Source organism: Pseudomonas sp. H1_D05 (genome assembly GCF_054682705.1).
The window spans coordinates 1,531,025-1,550,916 of the sequence record NZ_CP162825.1 but is presented as its reverse complement, the minus strand read 5'-3'; the positions used below and the strand labels follow the sequence as shown (position 1 = coordinate 1,550,916).

Here is a 19,892-nt window from a genome sequence, read left to right as displayed (position 1 = left end):
ATGGAAATGCGCGCAGATCTGCTGATTGTCGGAGCCGGAATGGTCGGCAGCGCCCTGGCGTTGGCGTTGCAGGACAGCGGGCTGGAAGTCCTGCTGCTCGATGGCAGCCCGCTGAGCGTCAAGCCGTTCGATGCCGACGCGGCATTTGAACCGCGTGTGAGCGCGCTGTCGGCTGCCAGCCAACGCATCCTCGAACGCCTCGGCGTGTGGGACGGCATCGCCATGCGCCGCAGCAGCCCGTACACCGACATGCACGTCTGGGACGGCAGCGGCACCGGGCAGATCCATTTCTCGGCGAGCAGTGTGCACGCCGAGGTGCTGGGTCATATCGTCGAAAACCGTGTGGTGCAGGACGCCTTGCTCGACCGTTTGCACGATTGCGATCTGGGCATGCTCGCTAATGCGCGGCTGGAACAGATGCGCCGCTCGGGCGATGACTGGTTGCTGACGCTGGCTGACGGTCGTCAGTTGCGCGCGCCATTGGTGATCGCCGCTGACGGTGCCAACTCGGCCGTTCGCCGCCTCACCGGGATGGCCACGCGCGAGTGGGATTACATGCACCACGCCATCGTCACCAGCGTGCGCAGCAGCAAGTCGCACCAGATGACCGCGTGGCAGCGCTTTACCGATCACGGGCCTTTGGCGTTTCTGCCGCTTGAGCGTGACGGGCAGCAGGATTGGTGTTCGATCGTCTGGTCGACCACGCCGAGCGAAGCCGAGCGCTTGATGGCGCTGGATGAAGCGGCGTTCTGCCGAGAGCTGGAGCGCGCCTTTGAAGGTCGCCTCGGCGCAGTCGTCAGTGCCGATCCGCGACTGTGCGTGCCGCTGCGTCAGCGCCATGCCAAGCGCTATGTGGCCGAAGGGCTGGCGCTGATCGGCGATGCGGCGCACACCATTCACCCGTTGGCGGGGCAGGGTGTGAACCTCGGTTTCCTCGATGCGGCGGTGTTGGCCGAAGTGCTGTTGCAGGCGGCCGAGCGTGGCGAGTGCTTGGCGGAGGTGAAGGTGCTGAGCCGTTACGAGCGCCGGCGCATGCCGCACAACCTGGCGCTGATGGCGGCGATGGAAGGGTTTGAGCGGTTGTTTCAGGCTGATCCGTTGCCGGTCAGGTGGCTGCGCAATGCCGGGTTGAAACTGGTGGAGCAGATGCCGGAGGCGAAGGCGCTGTTTGTGCGTGAAGCCCTCGGGTTGACCGGGGATCTTCCGGCCCTCGCCAAACCCTGACCTCTCCATTGAGGCTGATGGCCTCTTCGCGAGCAGGCTCGCTCCCACATTTGAAATGCATTCCAATGTGGGAGCGAGCTTGCTCGCGAAGGCGTCAGAACCGACACCACAAATTTCAAACTGTGCAACATCTGGTAACTCCTTCAAAAAGAGTTCGATTGAGGTGGTAAATGTGAGTCCTTATCATTTGGCCCACATTTTCCGACCGAGAGACCACTCCCATGTTGGCACCCAAGCGTCTTCTGACCGCACTGGCCCTGACCCTGATCGGCAGCACAACGGCCCAGGCCGCTGATGAGGTGGTGGTTTACTCGTCGCGCATCGATGAGCTGATCAAACCGGTCTTCGATGCCTACACCGCCAAGACCGGGGTGAAGATCAAGTTCATCACCGACAAGGAAGCGCCGCTGATGCAGCGCATCAAGGCCGAAGGTGAGAACGCCACCGCCGACCTGCTGCTCACCGTTGACGCCGGCAACCTCTGGCAGGCCGAGCAGATGGGCATCCTCCAGCCGTTCACCTCGAAAACCATCGACGCCAACGTTCCACTGCAATATCGCTCGTCCACTCACGCCTGGACCGGCCTGAGCCTGCGCGCGCGGACCATCGCCTACTCCACCGAACGGGTGAAGCCGGGCGAGTTGACCACCTACGAAGCACTGGCCGACAAGAACTGGGAAGGGCGCCTGTGCCTGCGTACGGCGAAGAAGGTCTACAACCAGTCGCTGACCGCGACCATGATCGAAGTCCATGGCGCCGAGAAAACTGAAAAGATCCTCAAGGGCTGGGTCAACAACCTCTCCACCGACGTGTTCTCCGATGATGTCGCGGTGCTCGAAGCGATCAACGCCGGGCAATGTGATGTCGGCATCGTCAACACTTACTACTATGGCCGCCTGCACAAGCAGAAGCCGGAACTGCCGGTGAAGCTGTTCTGGCCGAATCAGGCCGATCGTGGCGTGCACGTGAACCTGTCGGGCATTGGCCTGACCCAGTACGCGCCGCACCCGGAAGCGGCCAAAGCTTTGGTTGAATGGATGACCACGCCCGAGGCGCAGAAGATTTTCGCAGACGTGAACCAGGAGTTTCCGGCCAACCCGGCGGTGGCGCCTTCGGAAGAAGTGGCGGCGTGGGGCAAGTTTGTCGCTGACACCTTGCCGGTGGAAGTGGCGGGCAAGCGTCAGGCTGAAGCGATCCGGATGATGGATCGGGCGGGTTGGAATTGAGGCTTTTTCGATAGACTTGTGATCGTTCCCACGCTCTGCGTGGGAATGCATCCATCGACGCTCTGCGTCGTGCCGCCGACAGCGTGACGCAGAGCGTCACAGGATGTGTGCCCACGCAGAGCGTGGGCACAATCATTTGAACGAGACTGTTTCCTTGGCCCACCCCGCCCAGCGCCGCTGGTATCCCATCGTCTTCGCCATCGCCGCGCTGGTGCTGTTGCCCCTGAGCGTTCTGCTGCTCTCCTGGCAAACCATCGATCAACAGATCTGGTCGCACCTTTGGCAAACCCAGATGCCGCGCCTGCTGGGCAACACCCTGACGCTGGTCGTTGGCGTCGGTGTCGGTGTGACGCTGCTGGGTGTCAGCCTCGCCTGGCTCACCAGCCTCTGCGAATTCCCCGGCCGGCGCTGGCTCGACTGGGCGCTGATGCTGCCTTTCGCCATTCCCGCCTATGTGCTGGCCTTCGTTTTCGTCGGCCTGCTCGATTTCGCCGGCCCTGTGCAGACCCTGCTGCGCGAATGGTTCGGCAGCGGCCTGCGGCTGCCGCGCGTGCGCTCCACCGGCGGGGTGATCATCGTGCTGGTGCTGGTCTTCTATCCCTACGTTTATCTGTTGGCGCGCACCGCATTCCTCGCTCAGGGCAAAGGCCTGATGGAAGCGGCGCGGGTGCTTGGCCAATCGCCGTGGCAAGCGTTCTGGCGTGTGGCGTTGCCGATGGCGCGTCCGGCCATTGGCGCCGGCGTGGCACTGGCGCTGATGGAAACCCTGGCGGATTTCGGCGCGGTCTCGGTGTTCAACTTCGACACCTTCACCACCGCCATCTACAAGACCTGGTACGGCTTCTTCAGCCTGTCGAGTGCGGCGCAGCTGGCCAGTCTGTTGCTGCTGGTGGTGATGCTGGTGCTCTACGGCGAACGTCGCGCGCGTGGCGCCAATCGGGCGGGCAACGAGCGGCCACGGGTGAAAGCCCTGTATCACTTGCGCGGGCTCAAGGCGTTCGCGGCGATGAGCTGGTGCGCACTGGTGTTCGCCTGCGCCTTCGTCATTCCGCTGCTGCAACTGATCGTCTGGTTCTGGCAGCGCGGCCGTTTCGATCTGGACGAGCGCTACGCCGGGCTGATCCTGCACACCTTGTATCTGGGCGGCATGGCGGCGCTGATTACCGTAAGCGTCGCGTTGCTGCTGGCCTTCGCTCGGCGACTGGCGCCGACGCCCGCGATCAACTCCGGCGTTGGTCTGGCCAATCTCGGTTACGCCTTGCCGGGTTCGGTGCTGGCGGTGTCGATCATGCTGGCGTTCAGTTATCTGGATCGCGAGCTGGTGATTCCGCTCTCCGGTTGGCTCGGTGGCGCGGGCAAACCGCTGCTGCTTGGCAGTCTGGCGGCGTTGCTGATGGCCTATCTGGTGCGTTTTATTGCGGTGGCGTACGGGCCGCTGGAAAGCAGTCTGGCGCGTATACGGCCCTCTTTGCCCGAAGCAGCACGTAGCCTGGGTGTCAGTGGGCCGCGACTGTTTTTCAAAGTGTATCTGCCGCTGTTGCTGCCCGGCGCGCTGAGCGCGGCGCTGCTGGTGTTCGTCGATGTGCTCAAGGAAATGCCCGCAACCCTGCTGATGCGCCCGTTTGGCTGGGACACGCTGGCGGTGCGGATCTTTGAAATGACCAGTGAAGGTGAATGGGCGAGGGCGTCTTTGCCAGCGCTGACCCTGGTTCTGGTCGGTCTATTGCCGGTCATCGGACTGATCCGCCGCTCGGCGCACCGAAACACTTAGTCGTCAGTCCTGAATCATGCGGCTACAATGCGCGGCATTCGGTGCGGTTCGTCTGACAGACCCGTTCGCTGAAATCGGCTGAAAGCCTTCTATTTCGCGGCTTTCACCCCGTACAGCGGCTGTCCGCACCTTCGCCACGCCCGGAAGGAGAAACCCATGGGACAGCGTACGCCTCTGTATGACCTGCATCTCGCCCTCGGCGCGAAGATGGTCGATTTTGGCGGTTGGGACATGCCACTGCATTACGGCTCGCAGGTCGAGGAGCACCACGAAGTGCGCCGCGATTGCGGGGTGTTCGATGTTTCCCACATGACCGTGATCGATGTCACCGGCACCCAGGCCAAGGCCTGGCTGCAGCATTTGCTGGCCAATGATGTCGACCGCCTGCACCGCCCCGGCCGTGCGTTGTACAGCACTATGCTCAACGAGCGTGGCGGCATCGTCGATGACATGATCGTCTACCGCCTCGACGACGCTTATCGACTGGTGTTCAACGCTTCGACCCGCGATCAGGATCTGGCCTGGATGAACGCGCAGCGCGGCGATTACGACGTGCAGCTGCACGAGCGCTCCGAGCTGGCGATGCTCGCCATCCAAGGCCCACAGGCCCGGCACAAGATTGCCGAACTGGTGACCCAGTCGCGCGCCACGCTGATCCAGCACCTCAAACCCTTCGAAGGCTATACCGACGGTGACTGGTTCATCGCGCGTACCGGTTATACCGGTGAAGATGGCCTGGAAATCTGCCTGCCGGCCAATCAGGCGCCTGGGTTCTTCAACGATCTGGTCGGTGCCGGCATTTCCCCGATCGGCCTCGGTGCCCGCGATACCCTGCGGGTTGAAGCCGGGATGAATCTCTACGGTCAGGACATTCACCAAGACGTTTCGCCACTGGCCTCGAACATGGCCTGGAGCATTGCCTGGGAACCGGCCACCCGCCAATTCATCGGCCGTGCTGCGCTGGAGGCGGAAAAAGCTGCCGGCATTGCGCACAAACTGGTTGGTCTGGTCCTGGAAGAACGTGGTGTTTTGCGCGCTCATCAAGTGGTTCGCATCGCCGATGTTGGCGAAGGGGAGATCACCAGTGGTAGTTTCTCTCCTACGCTGAGCAAATCGATTGCCTTGGCGCGTGTTCCGATGGCAACTGCCGACCGCGCCGAAGTGGAAATCCGTGGCAAGTGGTACCCGGTACGGGTGGTCAAACCGACCTTCGTACGCCATGGCAAAACTTTGATCTAACCTTTTTCCGGCGGGCATGACCGCTGACCCAATTCCAGAGGACACCGAAGATGAGCAATATTCCCGCTGAACTGCGTTTTGCCGAAAGTCATGAATGGGCACGTCTGGAAGCCGACGGCACCGTCACCGTGGGCATCAGCGATCACGCGCAGGAAGCGCTGGGCGATGTGGTGTTCGTCGAGTTGACTGAAGTGGGTAACAAATTCGCCGCTGAAGATCAGGCGGGTGTGGTTGAGTCGGTGAAAGCCGCTTCCGACATTTACTCGCCGATCGCCGGTGAAGTCATCGCCGTCAACGAAGAGCTGAGTGTTTCTCCGGAACTGCTGAACTCCGATCCGTACGGTGCGTGGATCTTCAAACTCAAGCCAGACAATGCAGCTGATCTGGACAAGCTGCTGGATGCCGCTGCCTACAAGGCTGCCATCGGCGAGTAATTGCCCGGCTACACCGCAAAGCCCCGACTTGTCGGGGCTTTTTTATGGGTGTCTGTCAGGCGTTGTGCAACACCGCTTTCACCGCAGCGACCGAGCGCTCGACATCCTCCTTGCTCATCGCGGTAAACATCGGCAGCGACACGATCAGCCGCCCGACACGCTCGGCCACCGGCAACATCCCCTCGTTGAAACCGCGCTCGCGGTACAGACTCAGCAAGTGGATCGGCGGATAGTGATAGCCGATCCCGATACCATGCGCCTGCATCTGCTCCATGAACGTCGCCCGCGCAGGCAAGCCGTCCTTGCGCTCCGGCAGTACCAGTTGGAACAGGTGCCAGTTGCTGTTGGTGAAATCCGCCAGCGGCAGTTGGGCGCCATAGGTCGCTTCAAAGTCAGCGCCAAAGCACTGGAAATAATGCCGCGCCAGTTCACGCCGATGCGCCGTCAGCGCTTCGATATGAGCAAACTGGCCCAGACCGATCGTGGCAGCGACATCGGTCATGTTGAACTTGCCGCCCAGGACATCGACGTCCAGGCCATCGAAACCGTTGCGGGTTACGCCCTGCAAGCGGTACTTCTCCGCTAGCCGCGCTTCCTCAGGTGTGTTCAGCACCAGACAACCCCCCTCGGCGCAGGTGACGTTCTTGTTCGCCTGAAAACTGAACGACACGAAGTCACCGGTGGCGCCGATGCGCTGGCCGTTCCAGCTCGAGCCCAGCGCCTGGGCGGCGTCTTCGACGATGCGCAGATTGTGTTTGCGCGCGATGGCGTACAGGCGATCCATGTCTACGGGCAGACCGGCGAGGTACACCGGAATCACTGCTTTGGTGCGTGGGGTAATGGCCGCTTCCAGTTGGTCCAGGTCGATATTGCGGGTCTGCGGATCGATGTCGGCAAACACGGGTGTGGCGCCGACTTCAAGGATCACGTTGGCTGTGGCCACCCAGGAAATCGGCGTGGTAATCACTTCGTCTCCGGGCCCGATGCCGGCGATGCGCAAGGCGATTTCCATGGTGCAGGTGCCGGAATTGAAGGTGCGCACCGGGCGCCCGCCAAAATATTCCGACAACTGTGCTTCGAAGGCCTGAACCTTCGGCCCGCTGGTGATCCAGCCGGAACGCAAGACTTCGCCCACAGCGGCAATCGTCGCTTCATCAATGACAGGTTTGGAAAACGGCAGAAACGGCAGTGTGCTCATGAGGCTTTGATCATCCGCGAGTTGAACGCCTGACGCAGGCGCCACAGCATGGCCCGGAACGCCCTCGGCCGCCAAGCCGTGCGCGACGATATCGACTGCTATGCTGGTTTGACCGTGTTGCATTGACGCCGAGCGCCAGCCAAGAGAGAGCCCGTCATGTCCCAGTTGCCGTCCCTGAGCCAGTTACGCGACCCCGACGCTTTTTTGCGCCGTCACCTCGGCCCCGATGCTGCCGAACAACAGGCGATGCTCGACAGCCTCGGCCTCGGCAGCCGGGTCGAACTGATCGAACAGACTGTACCGCCGGCCATCCGCCTTAACCGCGCACTGGATCTGCCGCCGGCCCTCGACGAACAAGCGGCGCTGGCCAGACTGCGCGGTTACGCCGAGCAGAATCAGGTCTGGACCAGCCTCATCGGCATGGGCTATCACGGCACCCTCACGCCCACGGTCATCTTGCGCAACGTCCTGGAAAATCCCGGCTGGTACACCGCGTACACGCCGTATCAACCGGAAATCGCCCAGGGCCGGCTCGAAGCGTTGCTGAATTTCCAGCAACTGACCATCGACCTCACCGGTCTGGAACTGGCCAACGCGTCTTTGCTCGATGAGGCCACGGCGGCGGCGGAAGCCATGGCGTTGGCCAAACGCGTAGCCAAATCGAAGAGCAATCTGTTCTTCATTGATGAGAACTGTCATCCACAAACCATTTCGGTGGTGCAGACCCGCGCCGAAGGTTTCGGCTTCGAATTGATCGTCGATGCTGTGGATAATCTCAAACAGCACCAAGTGTTCGGTGCGCTGCTGCAATATCCCGACACCCATGGCGAGGTGCGTGACCTGCGCCCGCTGATCGACCATTTGCATGCGCAGCAAGCGCTGGCCTGCGTCGCCACGGACCTGCTGAGTCTGCTGTTGCTGACGCCGCCGGGTGAGTTGGGCGCCGATGTGGTGTTCGGCTCATCCCAACGTTTCGGTGTGCCGATGGGTTATGGCGGCCCGCACGCGGCGTTCTTTGCCAGTCGCGAGGAATACAAACGGGCGATTCCCGGGCGGATCATCGGCGTGTCGAAGGACGCTCGGGGTAACGTCGCATTGCGCATGGCGCTGCAAACCCGCGAACAACATATCCGCCGCGAGAAGGCCAACTCGAACATCTGCACGGCTCAGGTGTTGCTGGCCAACATCGCCAGTTTCTACGCGGTGTATCACGGGCCGGAAGGCCTGAAACACATCGCCCAGCGCGTGCATCGGCTGACCTGCATTCTGGCCGCAGGGCTTGAGCGCAAAGGAATCAGTCGGGTCAATGCGCAGTTCTTCGACACACTGACGCTGGACGTCGGCGGTGCGCAAACGGCGATCATCGAAAGCGCTCAAGCCGCACAGATCAATCTGCGGATTCTCGGGCGCGGTCGGGTCGGGCTGAGTCTCGATGAGACCTGCGATGAAAGTACCGTGGCCAAGCTGTTCGATGTCCTGCTTGGCGCCGATCATGGGTTGAACGTCGATGAACTTGACGCTGAAGCCCTGAGTTCGGGCATCCCCGACAACCTACAGCGCAACACACCGTACTTGCGCCACCCGGTGTTCAACGCCCATCACAGCGAAACCGAGATGCTGCGCTATCTCAAACAACTGGAAAACAAGGATCTGGCGCTCAATCAGTCGATGATCCCGCTGGGCTCCTGCACCATGAAACTCAACGCCACCAGCGAAATGATTCCGATCACCTGGCCGCAATTCGCCAACCTGCATCCGTTCGTGCCGCGTGAGCAGGCGGTCGGTTATACGCTGATGATCGAGGAGTTGGAGCGCTGGCTGTGCGCAATCACCGGGTTTGATGCGATCTGCATGCAGCCCAACTCCGGCGCTCAGGGCGAGTACGCCGGGTTACTAGCGATCCGCAAATACCACGAAAGCCGTCAGCAGGGGGCGCGGGAGATCTGCCTGATTCCGTCCTCGGCCCATGGCACCAACCCGGCCTCGGCGCAAATGGCCGGGATGCGCGTAGTGATCGTCGAGTGCGACGAGGCGGGCAACGTCGATCTGGAGGATCTGCAAGCGAAAGCCGCCGAGGCTGGGGATAAGTTGTCGTGCCTGATGGCGACCTATCCGTCGACCCACGGTGTGTACGAGGAGGGCATCAGCGAGATCTGCGAGGTTATCCACAAGTACGGCGGTCAGGTCTACATGGACGGCGCCAACCTCAATGCGCAGGTCGGGCTGGCGCGGCCGGCGGACATCGGCGCCGACGTGTCGCACATGAATTTGCACAAGACCTTCTGCATCCCTCACGGCGGCGGTGGGCCGGGCATGGGGCCGATCGGCATTCGCGCGCATCTGGCACCGTTTGTCGCCAATCACCCGGTGGTGCCAATTGAAGGGCCGCTGGCGCAGAACGGCGCGGTCAGCGCGGCGCCCTGGGGCAGCGCGAGCATTCTGCCGATCAGCTGGATGTACATCGCCATGATGGGCCCGCAATTGGCGGATGCCAGCGAGGTGGCGATTCTGGCGGCGAACTATCTGGCGCAGCATTTATCCGGCGCATTCCCGGTGTTATACACCGGGCGCAACGGGCGGGTCGCTCACGAATGCATTCTCGACCTGCGGCCCTTGAAGGCGCTGACCGGGATCAGCGAAGAAGACGTCGCCAAGCGCCTGATGGATTACGGCTTCCATGCGCCGACTATGTCCTTCCCGGTGCCGGGCACGTTGATGGTCGAGCCGACCGAGAGTGAATCCAAGGCTGAACTGGATCGTTTTATCGGTGCGATGCTGAGCATTCGTGCAGAAATCACCGAAGTGCAAAACGGCAACTGGCCGGCCGAGGACAACCCGTTGAAACGAGCGCCGCATACCCTGGCGGATGTCACCGGGGTTTGGGAGCGGCCCTACAGCATCGAGCAGGGCATTACCCCGGATGCGCACACCAAAGCGCACAAGTATTGGCCGGCGGTGAATCGGGTGGATAACGTTTACGGCGATCGCAACCTGTTCTGTGCCTGCGTCCCGGTGGATGATTACCGCTGACATTCAGACTGTATGCGGTCCTTGTGGGAGCGAGCTTGCTCGCGAAGACGGCGTGTCAGTCGCCGCATATTTCGGATGTGAAATTGCCTTCGCGAGCAAGCTCGCTCCCACAGGGTTTAGTGTTGGGCTCAGAAGACAGGCAAAAAAATGCCGCTCGATTGAGCGGCATTTTTGTTGGCGGATGGCTTACTCGGAAGCCACGGCGTTCTTCGCCAGGATCGCATTCGCCAATTCCATATCGGTCGCCTGCAGGCCCGGATTGTCGGCGCGGACTTTCTGCATCGCCGCTTCCAGATACGGTCCGCGAATGCCGCCATCACTGGCAACGAAGCTGCCGGCATCGTCCTGTGCGGCGATGATCAGCTTGTGATCCTTGAAGGTCAGGTAGGTCGAACCGGTAGTGGCACCGGACGAGATGACGTTACGCCAAAAGCTGTCCGCCATGGCCGAACCAACGGGAAGGGACAGCAAGGCCAGAGTGGCGACAGCAAGTTTGAGACGCATGATGAGATGACTCCAGGGGGTTAACTAGGGCCTTGGATCGCCATTCCCTGATCCGGTTCCGTGGCGGCTTATTTCTGCTCGCTCTGCGGCGTCACCCGCAGCACTTCTTCCACCGTCGTCAGCCCTGCTGCGACTTTCTGTGCCCCGGACAGACGCAAACTGCGCATGCCTTCCTTGAACGCCTGCCGACGAATCGCCGTGAGGTCGGCGTCCGGGGTGATGAACGCCTTGAGGCTGTCGCTCAGTTGCATGATTTCGTAGACCCCGGCGCGGCCGCGATAGCCGGTATCGCGGCATTCCACGCAACCGATGGCGCGTTGTGCGTTGCCCGGTAGCGGCGCTTGCCACGGGCGGGTCAGGGTTTGCCAGTCTTCCTCCTCCAACGTCAGCGGTGCTTTGCAATGCGGGCACAAGGTGCGCACCAGGCGCTGGGCCATGACACCTAGCACGGTGGCCTTGATCAGGTAATGCGGCACGCCGAGTTCGAGCAAACGGCTGATCGCGCTGGGGGCGTCGTTGGTGTGCAGCGTCGACAAGACCAGGTGCCCGGTGAGCGCCGCCTGAATCGCCATTTCAGCGGTTTCCAGGTCACGGATCTCGCCGATCATGATGATGTCCGGGTCTTGCCGCATCAGCGCGCGCACCCCGGCGGCGAAACTCAGGTCGATGTTGTGCTGCACCTGCATCTGGTTGAACGCCGGCTCGACCATCTCGATCGGGTCTTCGATGGTGCAGAGGTTGACCTCCGGCGTCGCCAGTTTTTTCAGCGTGGTATACAGCGTGGTGGTCTTGCCCGAGCCGGTCGGCCCGGTGACCAGAATGATGCCGTTGGGCTGGCGGGTCATGTCTTGCCAGCGGCGCAAATCGTCGGCACTGAAACCCAGCTGGTCGAAATCCTTGAGCAGCACTTCCGGGTCGAAAATCCGCATGACCATTTTTTCGCCGAACGCGGTGGGCAGCGTCGAAAGGCGCAGCTCCACTTCACCGCCGTCCGGGGTCTTGGTCTTGACCCGGCCGTCCTGGGGTTTGCGCTTCTCGGCGACGTTCATCCGTCCGAGGCTTTTCAGGCGACTGACAATTGCCATGGTCACCTGCGGCGGGAATTGATAGACGTTGTGCAGCACGCCGTCGATGCGAAAGCGCACCGTGCCTTGTTCACGCCGAGGCTCGATGTGGATATCGCTGGCGCGCTGCTGGAAGGCGTACTGGAACAGCCAGTCGACGATGTTGACGATGTGCGCATCGTTGGCATCCGGCTCCTGATCGCTGGCGCCGAGGTTGAGCAGTTGTTCGAAGTTGCCAAGGTTACCGCTCTGCTGATCGGCATTGCTGGCGCCGCTGACCGATTTGGCCAAGCGGAAGAACTCGACGCTGAAGCGCTGGATATCCGCCGGGTTGGCCACCACCCGTTTGATCGGCAGTTTCAATACGTGGGTGAGATCGGCCTCCCAGCCGGTGACATAAGGCTGGGCGCTGGCCACGGTCACCGAATCGCGGTCGACCGCCACGGCGAGAATCTTGTGCCGTTGCGCAAAGGCATAGGACATCAACGGCGTGATCGCGGCGACGTTGATCTTCAACGGGTCAATACGCAAGTACGGTTGGCCGGCCTGTTGCGCCAGCCACAGGGTCAGGCTTTCCAGGTCGAGGTGTTTGCCCGGACGGCTGAGGTCGTCCAGTTGCTGGCTGGCGATGAATTCCAGTGGATGCATCTGGCCATGGACGGCGTGGCGACGACGGGCATTCAGCGCCTGCTCGGCCGCGTCCTGGCCGATAAAACCTTGGGCGACCAGTTCACGCAGCACCTCGTTGAGTTCCAGCCAGCGGTCCTGAGTGGCAAGTTGAACGGACATGCGGGCTTCCTTTTGAGCGACAGTGCGCAAAAGGATAGTCGCGGCCCCGCAGACCGTTGGGCCACTACCCGATGAAGCCGTTGCCGGATTTGTCAGCCAGCGGCTTGCGCGGGGGCATCCCAAGCACTGTCGGCGTTTTGCAGATTGACCGAGCAGACGCTGATCAGGTTACGAAGTTTTTCCGCGATCACTTGCGCGCGATGCCAACTGAGACCGCCCATGACCAGGTCGATCGACAGCAGATCATCCATGCGCTGCACATTGACCTGCTCGGGCGTGAGGAACTGCAGTGCGAACAGGTTGAGCACCCGCACCAGCAGATCCGGCTCGGCCTCGGCGAGGATCTGATACTGCGCCAGGCAATGGGCGTTGCTGACGTTCCAGACGTCGGCGCGGGTAGGCGAGGTGGTTACGGCTTCGAGGTGTGGCATGGCGAGTCTCCAAAATCTCTGGAGGAATTTTTACATTCGACGCCGGGTATTTCTTGGCTATGATCGTCGTTATTGACGATTGATCGAAATGATCAATTCGCAAAATGTTCGATTAGAGGTTTTTCTATGCACAATGAGCTGGACAGCTACGACCGCAAGATTCTCGCCCTCCTGCAAGAGGACGCCTCGCTGTCGAGCGCGCAGATCGCCGAGCAGGTCGGCCTGTCGCAATCGCCGTGCTGGCGGCGGATTCAGCGGATGAAGGAGGAGGGCATCATTCGTGGCCAGGTGACCTTGCTTGATCGCAAGAAGATTGGCCTGAATACGCAGATCTTTGCCGAGATCAAACTCAACGCCCACGGGCGTTCGAACTTCACCGAGTTCACCGAAGCGATTCGCGGCTTTCCGGAAGTGCTGGAGTGTTATGTGCTGATGGGTGCGGTGGATTTTTTGCTGCGGATTGTTGCGGCGGACATCGAGGCGTATGAGCGATTCTTTTTCGAGAAGCTGTCGCTGGTGCCGGGGATTCAGGAAGTGAATTCGATTGTGGCGTTGTCGGAGATCAAGTCCACCACAAGCTTGCCGGTTTGAAGTAAGGCGGCTGGCCTCTTCGCGAGCAGGCTCGCTCCCACAGGGAATTGCATTCCAAAGTGGGAGCGAGCCTGCTCGCGAAAGCGGTGTTACATACGCAGGAGCATTTTCCACGCGCGATTCTGGTAAACCGCAATCGCCTGTTGCTTGCGCGCGTCGAGCAGTTCGTCAGTGATTGTCGGCTCGTTGGCCAGTTGCGCCAATTTGTTCAGCTCGCCGTACAGACGATCCATTTCCGGGATTTCCAGCACGTTGCGCGCGTGGTGCAGCCAGACCTGAATGCGCTCGATACGCGGCAGTTGTTCAGCCAGATCTTCCGGCTGCTGCTGATAGCGCTGCAATTGCAGGGCCGTAGCTTCTTCGCCCAACAGGCGCGGCAACCAGCTATGCAACTGCGCACCGCCCTGACGATTGCCACGCACGTTGCGCTCGGCGGCCCAGGTGCGAGCCAGCAGCCAGCGTGACGTGCTCAGCGAGAACAGGCCCCAACGCGGATCTTCAAGCTCTTCGAGGAACTGCTCCGGCGCAGCCTTGCGTACGTCTTCATCTTCGATGCCGGCCTGTACCAGCGGACGCCAGTCTTCCAGCAATGCATCAAGCGCGACGCGCAAATCGTGGGTCGACTGACGCGGCGCGGCCTGGCCGAGGCTGCTCAACAGGGCACGCATTTCGGCGAGGTTCTCGACCCAGTCGAGCAACAGGCGCCAGTGGCCGTTGAAACGGTACTGTTCGGCCAGACGCTGGCTGCTGCCGAGCAAATGCCAGCTCAGCGCGGCGAAGGCGTCGTCGAGTTGGGTTTCCGGGGTCAGCTCCGGCGCCGGCAGGCTCAGCGAATAGCTGTTGGCGTCGTACAGACGATAGCCGCGCTCAGCCTTGCTGATGTCACACGGCATCAACGCCAGGGTTTCAGCCAGTTCGGCGGCCAGTTCCAGCAGCGCGGCAGGCTCGCCTTCGCGCAGCTCCAGTTCCAGCTCGCAGATTTCTTCTTTCTGCTTGCCTACGACAACGTGACCGAGATCCAGCGCGGCTTCGATGACCACTTTGCTCTTGCCACGGCCCCAGGCGATTTCGGCGCGCTCGCGGACGAAGTCGGTGGTGAAGATCGGCTTGAGGGTTTTCTTGTCCAGCTCGGCCAGCGACTCGGGCCAGCATTCGCCGTCGAGTTTCTTCACGTCGAGCTTGGCTTTCGGCAACTTCCAGTCGTATTCATTGCGTTCGGACAGACCAGCAACGCTTTGGCCACGGGTCTTGAGGGTTTGAATGACTTCGTCACCGTCCTTGCGCAGGCGCAGGGCGACTTTGGCCTGGGCCAGATCGCGCTCAGGGGTGTCGAAGTACTGGTTCATCAACTCACGGCGTTCCCAGCCACTTTTGTTGCGTTTTTTCAGTAACGGGTGCTCGCGCAGCGCAGCGAGGGTTTCGCGGCTGACGCGGAGTTTGATTTCGGTTTCTTTCTGCATGGCCGGAAAATCCAGGATCGGGAGCGCAGCCGGGGAATATGTGGCTGCCAAGGCCGTGCAGTGTACAGGACTGATTCGTCCTACGCCCTGCGGCGGTTTATTCCTGACGCCGGATGGTTCTATGATGGACTTCAAATCGGGAGTTGGAGTCAGCGATGCCTTTGCCGTCCATGCAAGACCAGTTCGCTGCGCTGATCGCCGCGCCATCGGTCAGCTGTACCCAACCGAACCTCGACCAATCCAACCGCGCGGTGATCGATTTGCTCGCCGACTGGCTGGGCGACCTGGGTTTCAATTGCGATATCCAGCAGGTCAGCCCCGGCAAATTCAACCTGCTCGCCAGTTTCGGCAGCGGCCCCGGCGGGCTGGTGCTGGCCGGGCACAGCGACACGGTGCCGTACGACGATGCGTTGTGGCAGACCGACCCGCTGAAACTTACCGAAGTTGATGGCCGCTGGGTTGGCTTGGGCAGTTGCGACATGAAAGGGTTCTTCGCGCTGATAATCGAAGCCGTGCAGCCGCTGCTCGATCAGCCGTTCAAGCAGCCGCTGCTGATCCTCGCCACCTGCGATGAAGAAAGCTCGATGTCCGGCGCCCGCGCACTGGCCGAGGCCGGGCGTCCGCTGGGTCGTGCGGCGGTGATCGGCGAGCCGACCGGGCTCAAACCGATCCGCATGCACAAAGGCATCATGATGGAGCGCATCGACATTCTCGGGCAGAGTGGCCATTCGTCGGATCCGCGCCTGGGCCACAGCGCCCTCGAAGCGATGCACGATGCGATCGGCGAACTGCGCGGCCTGCGCCTGCTGTGGCAGCGCGAATTCAATAATCCGCAGTTCAGCGTGCCGCAACCGACGATGAACTTCGGCTGCATCCATGGCGGCGATAATCCCAACCGTATCTGCGGCCAGTGTTCGCTGGAATTCGACCTGCGGCCATTGCCGGGTATGGACCCGAAAGTCCTGCGCGCAGAGATTCTGCGCAAACTCAACCCGGTCGCCGAACGCCACCAGGTGAAGATCGACTACAAACCTTTGTTTCCGGAAGTGCCGTCGTTCGAGCAGGCCGAAGACGCTGAACTGGTGCGCATTGCTGAAAAGCTCACCGGCCACAGCGCCGAAGCAGTAGCGTTTGGCACCGAAGCACCTTATCTTCAGCGCCTTGGTTGCGAAACCATCGTGCTCGGCCCTGGCGACATTGCCTGTGCGCATCAGCCCGGCGAGTACCTTGAAATGTCACGTTTGCAGCCTACCGTGCATCTATTACGGCAACTGATTGAACATTACTGCCTGACCCCGGACAAAGTTCTATGAATTGAACACTGTCCATGTGGGAGCGAGCTTGCTCGCGAAGGCGTCGGGTCAGTCGACATTGATGTATCTGATACACCGCTTTTGCGAGCAAGCTCACTCCTACAAGGGATCTATGTTTTGCCCGATCAAACGCTGTAAATTGCCAGCAACCCAACCCGTATTCATGAGGAGAGCGCGCGTGTCGCCAAGCCTGTTCCGACGATAACCATCAGCCCGCTGTGCGTTTTCCGTTTCGCCCCTTTTTTGGCTGCTATTTATTACAGGCCCAGGTTCATGCCCGAATACGTCAATTGGCTTCGTCACGCGTCCCCTTATATCAATGCCCACCGCGACTGCACCTTCGTCGTCATGCTGCCTGGCGACGGTGTGGAGCATCCGAATTTCGGCAACATCGTCCACGACATCGTCCTGCTGCACAGCCTCGGCGTGCGCCTGGTGCTGGTGCACGGTTCGCGCCCGCAGATTGAAACCCGCCTTGCCGCCCGTGGCCTGACCCCGCATTACCACCACGGCATGCGCATCACCGATGCCGCAACCCTGGAATGTGTAATCGATGCAGTCGGCCAATTGCGCATCGCCATCGAAGCACGTTTGTCGATGGACATGGCTTCGTCGCCGATGCAGGGCTCGCGTCTGCGCGTGGCCAGCGGCAACCTCGTTACCGCGCGGCCGATCGGTGTGCTGGAAGGCGTCGACTATCACCACACCGGCGAAGTGCGCCGGGTCGACCGCAAGGGCATCAATCGCCTGCTCGACGAGCGTTCGATCGTGTTGCTGTCGCCGTTGGGCTACTCGCCGACCGGTGAAATCTTCAACCTCGCCTGCGAAGACGTCGCCACCCGCGCCGCTATCGACCTGGGCGCTGACAAGCTGTTGCTGTTCGGGGCTGATCTCGGTCTGATCGACGAGAACGGCAAACTGGTGCGTGAGTTGCGTCCACAGCAAGTGCCGGCGCATTTACAGCGTCTGGGCAGCAGCAATTATCAGGCGGAACTGCTTGATGCCGCTGCCGAGGCTTGCCGTGGCGGTGTGGCGCGCAGCCATATCGTCAGTTACGCCGAGGACGGCGCGCTGCTGACCGAGCTGTTCACCCGTGACGGTGGCGGTACGCTGGTCGCGCAAGAGCAATTCGAACTGGTGCGTGAGGCGGCGATTGAAGACGTCGGCGGTTTGCTCGACTTGATCAGCCCGCTGGAAGAGCAGGGGATTCTGGTGCGTCGCTCGCGCGAAGTGCTGGAGCGTGAGATCGAGCAGTTCAGCGTGGTCGAGCGTGAAGGCATGATCATCGCCTGCGCGGCGCTGTATCAGATTGCCGATTCCGATGCCGGTGAGCTGGCGTGCCTGGCGGTGAATCCGGAGTATCGCCATGGCGGTCGCGGCGATGAACTGCTGGAGCGCATTGAAACCCGCGCACGGGCGCAGGGGTTGAAGACCTTGTTCGTCCTCACCACGCGCACCGCGCACTGGTTCCGTGAGCGTGGGTTCGAGCCGAGCAGCGTTGAACGCCTGCCAGCGGCGCGGGCTTCGCTGTACAACTTTCAGCGTAATTCGAAGATCTTCGAAAAGACCCTTTGATTCATCAGGGTGTGGCGAGTGGGGGCCGGCTGCGAGGTCCTCACATTGCTGCACCTGTTGTGCATTCCAAGCTGAACCTCTCCTACTGATTCCCCTCCGCTGAAATCCCCGGCTGAAATGACTTGGTGCATTCCGGCAAGGACGACGGCTGCGCCGTGCGTGAAAAAAATCTGCCGACACATAAACTGTAACAATTGATCCGGATAGTGCGCTGGGTTAGCTGCTGGGGTGATGAAACTGTTACAGGATTGCTTCAGGGCAAACTCGCTAAACAGGGCAGCTTAATACTCTTCAGGAATTAATCGGCGCGTTGTTGTGGGGAGCACCAGGGCGTGCAAACACGGGCGTTAAATTCCTAAAGGGTATTAGAAAAGAAGGCATCCATTCTTTTCAGATTCATGACGAACTCATGAATCTGCATGGACCAAAAAACCGCTGATTAGACTATGGTCGTAGACACACAAAGTTACGATTGACTTGTGGGTCACGCTCTGGCGCTAATCGCTAACCTTTGGAACCCGGGCATCGATCCGGGCCAGGTCAACAAGAATTAGAAACGAGAGGAGCTTAACAATGAATAAGTCCACCTTGGCCGTGGCTGTGGCCTTTGGGGTATTGGCGCAGCAGGCAGGTGCCGCGGGTTTCATCGAAGACAGCAAGGCTTCTATCAGTTCCCGCACCATGTATTTCAACAACGACAACCGTGATGGCGGCGCAGATCAGCGAGAAGCCGCGCAGGGCTTCAAGTTTGATTACCTGTCCGGTTTCACTCAAGGCACGGTCGGTTTTGGTCTTGATGTGCAGGCGCTCAGCGGCATTCACCTGGATGGTGGCCGTGGGCACCACCCAGACAATAACTCGTTCAGCCCAAGTGACTCCGACGGTTCAGCAACGCAGTCCTGGAGCCGCGTAGCGGGCAACGTGAAGGCACGTCTGTCCAAGACCGAAGCTCACCTGGGTGGCGCTCTGCAACCTAGCTTGCCGATTCTGGTTGCGAACGATAGCCGTCTGCTGCCTCAAACCTTCGAGGGTGGCACGATCACCTCCAAGGAAATCGACAACGTTACCTTCAATGCTGGTCAGCTCGAGCACGCTGTGGGTCGCGCCTCGACAAACAGCACCGGCCTAGCTGTGGCCGGTGGTACGCAGGACAGCAACCAGTTCCGCTATGCCGGTGCTGACTGGAAGGTCACCAAAGACCTGACCCTGCAGTACTACCATTCGAACCTGCAGGATTATTACAAGCAGAACTTCTTTGGTCTGATACACGTGCTTCCGATCGGCACCAACCAGTCGTTCAAGACGGACATCCGCTATTTCGACAGCAGCTCCGATGGCAAGAACGGGGACGCAGGCTACCGCTTCAATAACAACGGTGGTTATGCCAAGAACCCGGGCGAGGTCGATAACAAGACCTGGAGCGCCATGTTCACTTACACCTTGGGTGGCAACGCCTTCTTGCTTGGCCATCAACGTGTCAACGATGACGGTGGCTTCGTCTACCTGAACCAAGGCAACGTGGTCGATGGCAACGGTCGCCCTGAAGGTGCCGGTGGCGCCAGTTTCTATCTGTTCACCGACTCCATGATCAACGGTTTCGTTCGTGCCGGTGAAAACACCACCTTCGGTCAGTACTCCTATGACTTCGCAGGCCTGGGTGTACCTGGCCTCAAAGCCTCGATCGCTTACCTGCATGGCGACAACATCAAGGCAACGAATGGCACCGGCAGCGATATGTCCGAGTGGGAACGGGACATGCGTATCGACTACACCATTCAACAGGGTGCTCTCAAAGGTTTTGGTGTGACACTGCGCAATGGTGTTTATCGCGGCAGCGAAATCAATATTGCCGATCAGGACCAGACCCGCCTGATCTTCAACTACACCTACAGCTTCCTGTAACAAGTCCTGAAAAAAAACCTTGCCCCTCGGCAAGGTTTTTTTTGCGCATTTTTCTATATTCCAAAATATAAGTCTAATGGCGATTTTTATTCTTTTTATGTTCTTCGGCGAAGGCCTAAAGTAGACCCGTGCGGCGTTCAA

The 19,892-nt window shown here is 60.5% G+C and carries 15 protein-coding genes; 10 read left to right on the top strand and 5 right to left on the bottom strand.

Features of this window, described 5'->3' with window-relative positions; translation table 11 throughout:
* The first annotated feature begins 6 nt into the window (after positions 1-6).
* The 5 genes from AB4O11_RS07095 (at position 7) to gcvH (ending at position 5,894) form a co-directional block, all read left to right on the top strand.
* Positions 7-1,224 carry a 2-octaprenyl-3-methyl-6-methoxy-1,4-benzoquinol hydroxylase gene (locus AB4O11_RS07095; protein ID WP_460131052.1) on the top strand — a complete coding sequence of 406 codons (1,218 nt, stop codon included), beginning with the start codon at positions 7-9 and terminating at the stop codon, positions 1,222-1,224.
* Between the two features lie 221 nt (positions 1,225-1,445).
* The gene (locus tag AB4O11_RS07090; RefSeq protein ID WP_460130383.1) at positions 1,446-2,450 is read left to right on the top strand and encodes an extracellular solute-binding protein; all 1,005 of its coding nucleotides are present in this window, start codon (positions 1,446-1,448) and stop codon (positions 2,448-2,450) included.
* 154 nt (positions 2,451-2,604) lie between these two features.
* Positions 2,605-4,221 (top strand): ABC transporter permease, encoded by a 1,617-nt coding sequence (locus tag AB4O11_RS07085; protein WP_093429761.1) that lies wholly within the window; start codon positions 2,605-2,607, stop codon positions 4,219-4,221.
* 156 nt (positions 4,222-4,377) lie between these two features.
* The gene (gene gcvT / locus AB4O11_RS07080; protein WP_116254279.1) at positions 4,378-5,460 is read left to right on the top strand and encodes a glycine cleavage system aminomethyltransferase GcvT; all 1,083 of its coding nucleotides are present in this window, start codon (positions 4,378-4,380) and stop codon (positions 5,458-5,460) included.
* Positions 5,461-5,510: 50 nt separating this feature from the next.
* Entirely contained in the window at positions 5,511-5,894 is a 384-nt protein-coding gene (gcvH, locus tag AB4O11_RS07075; RefSeq protein WP_460130382.1) for a glycine cleavage system protein GcvH, read from the top strand.
* Between the two features lie 55 nt (positions 5,895-5,949).
* On the opposite strand, the gene AB4O11_RS07070 is transcribed toward gcvH, so the two are convergent.
* The gene (locus tag AB4O11_RS07070; protein ID WP_099759371.1) at positions 5,950-7,092 is read right to left on the bottom strand and encodes a DegT/DnrJ/EryC1/StrS family aminotransferase; all 1,143 of its coding nucleotides are present in this window, start codon (positions 7,090-7,092) and stop codon (positions 5,950-5,952) included.
* A 156-nt stretch (positions 7,093-7,248) separates the two neighbouring features.
* On the opposite strand from AB4O11_RS07070, the gene gcvP reads away from it, so the two are divergent.
* Positions 7,249-10,122, top strand: a complete 2,874-nt coding sequence (gene gcvP / locus AB4O11_RS07065; protein WP_460089207.1) for an aminomethyl-transferring glycine dehydrogenase — start codon at positions 7,249-7,251, stop codon at positions 10,120-10,122.
* Positions 10,123-10,308: 186 nt separating this feature from the next.
* Here the strand turns inward: gcvP and AB4O11_RS07060 are convergent, their stop codons facing one another.
* The 3 genes from AB4O11_RS07060 to AB4O11_RS07050 form a co-directional block, all read right to left on the bottom strand.
* Entirely contained in the window at positions 10,309-10,629 is a 321-nt protein-coding gene (locus AB4O11_RS07060) for a DUF2388 domain-containing protein (RefSeq protein ID WP_171057234.1), read from the bottom strand.
* A 65-nt stretch (positions 10,630-10,694) separates the two neighbouring features.
* Positions 10,695-12,479 (bottom strand): GspE/PulE family protein, encoded by a 1,785-nt coding sequence (locus tag AB4O11_RS07055; protein WP_093429764.1) that lies wholly within the window; start codon positions 12,477-12,479, stop codon positions 10,695-10,697.
* A 92-nt stretch (positions 12,480-12,571) separates the two neighbouring features.
* A complete protein-coding gene (locus AB4O11_RS07050) occupies positions 12,572-12,910 on the bottom strand; it encodes a hypothetical protein (protein WP_093429765.1) in 339 nt (112 codons plus the stop codon).
* A gap of 126 nt (positions 12,911-13,036) precedes the next feature.
* On the opposite strand from AB4O11_RS07050, the gene AB4O11_RS07045 reads away from it, so the two are divergent.
* Positions 13,037-13,501, top strand: coding sequence for an Lrp/AsnC family transcriptional regulator (locus AB4O11_RS07045; RefSeq protein WP_257356574.1), 465 nt, complete (start codon positions 13,037-13,039; stop codon positions 13,499-13,501).
* 89 nt (positions 13,502-13,590) lie between these two features.
* On the opposite strand, the gene AB4O11_RS07040 is transcribed toward AB4O11_RS07045, so the two are convergent.
* Positions 13,591-14,961, bottom strand: a complete 1,371-nt coding sequence (locus AB4O11_RS07040; protein WP_460130381.1) for a CYTH domain-containing protein — start codon at positions 14,959-14,961, stop codon at positions 13,591-13,593.
* Between the two features lie 155 nt (positions 14,962-15,116).
* Here AB4O11_RS07040 and argE point away from each other — a divergent pair, with 155 nt between their 5' ends.
* The 3 genes from argE (at position 15,117) to AB4O11_RS07025 (ending at position 19,751) form a co-directional block, all read left to right on the top strand.
* On the top strand, positions 15,117-16,274 hold the full coding sequence (gene argE / locus AB4O11_RS07035) for an acetylornithine deacetylase (protein ID WP_460130380.1): 1,158 nt from the start codon (positions 15,117-15,119) through the stop codon (positions 16,272-16,274).
* A 273-nt stretch (positions 16,275-16,547) separates the two neighbouring features.
* On the top strand, positions 16,548-17,849 hold the full coding sequence (argA, locus tag AB4O11_RS07030; RefSeq protein ID WP_064116338.1) for an amino-acid N-acetyltransferase: 1,302 nt from the start codon (positions 16,548-16,550) through the stop codon (positions 17,847-17,849).
* A 573-nt stretch (positions 17,850-18,422) separates the two neighbouring features.
* Positions 18,423-19,751: an OprD family porin gene (locus tag AB4O11_RS07025; protein ID WP_093429767.1), complete on the top strand. Its 1,329-nt coding sequence runs from the start codon at positions 18,423-18,425 to the stop codon at positions 19,749-19,751.
* The last annotated feature ends 141 nt before the right edge of the window (positions 19,752-19,892 follow it).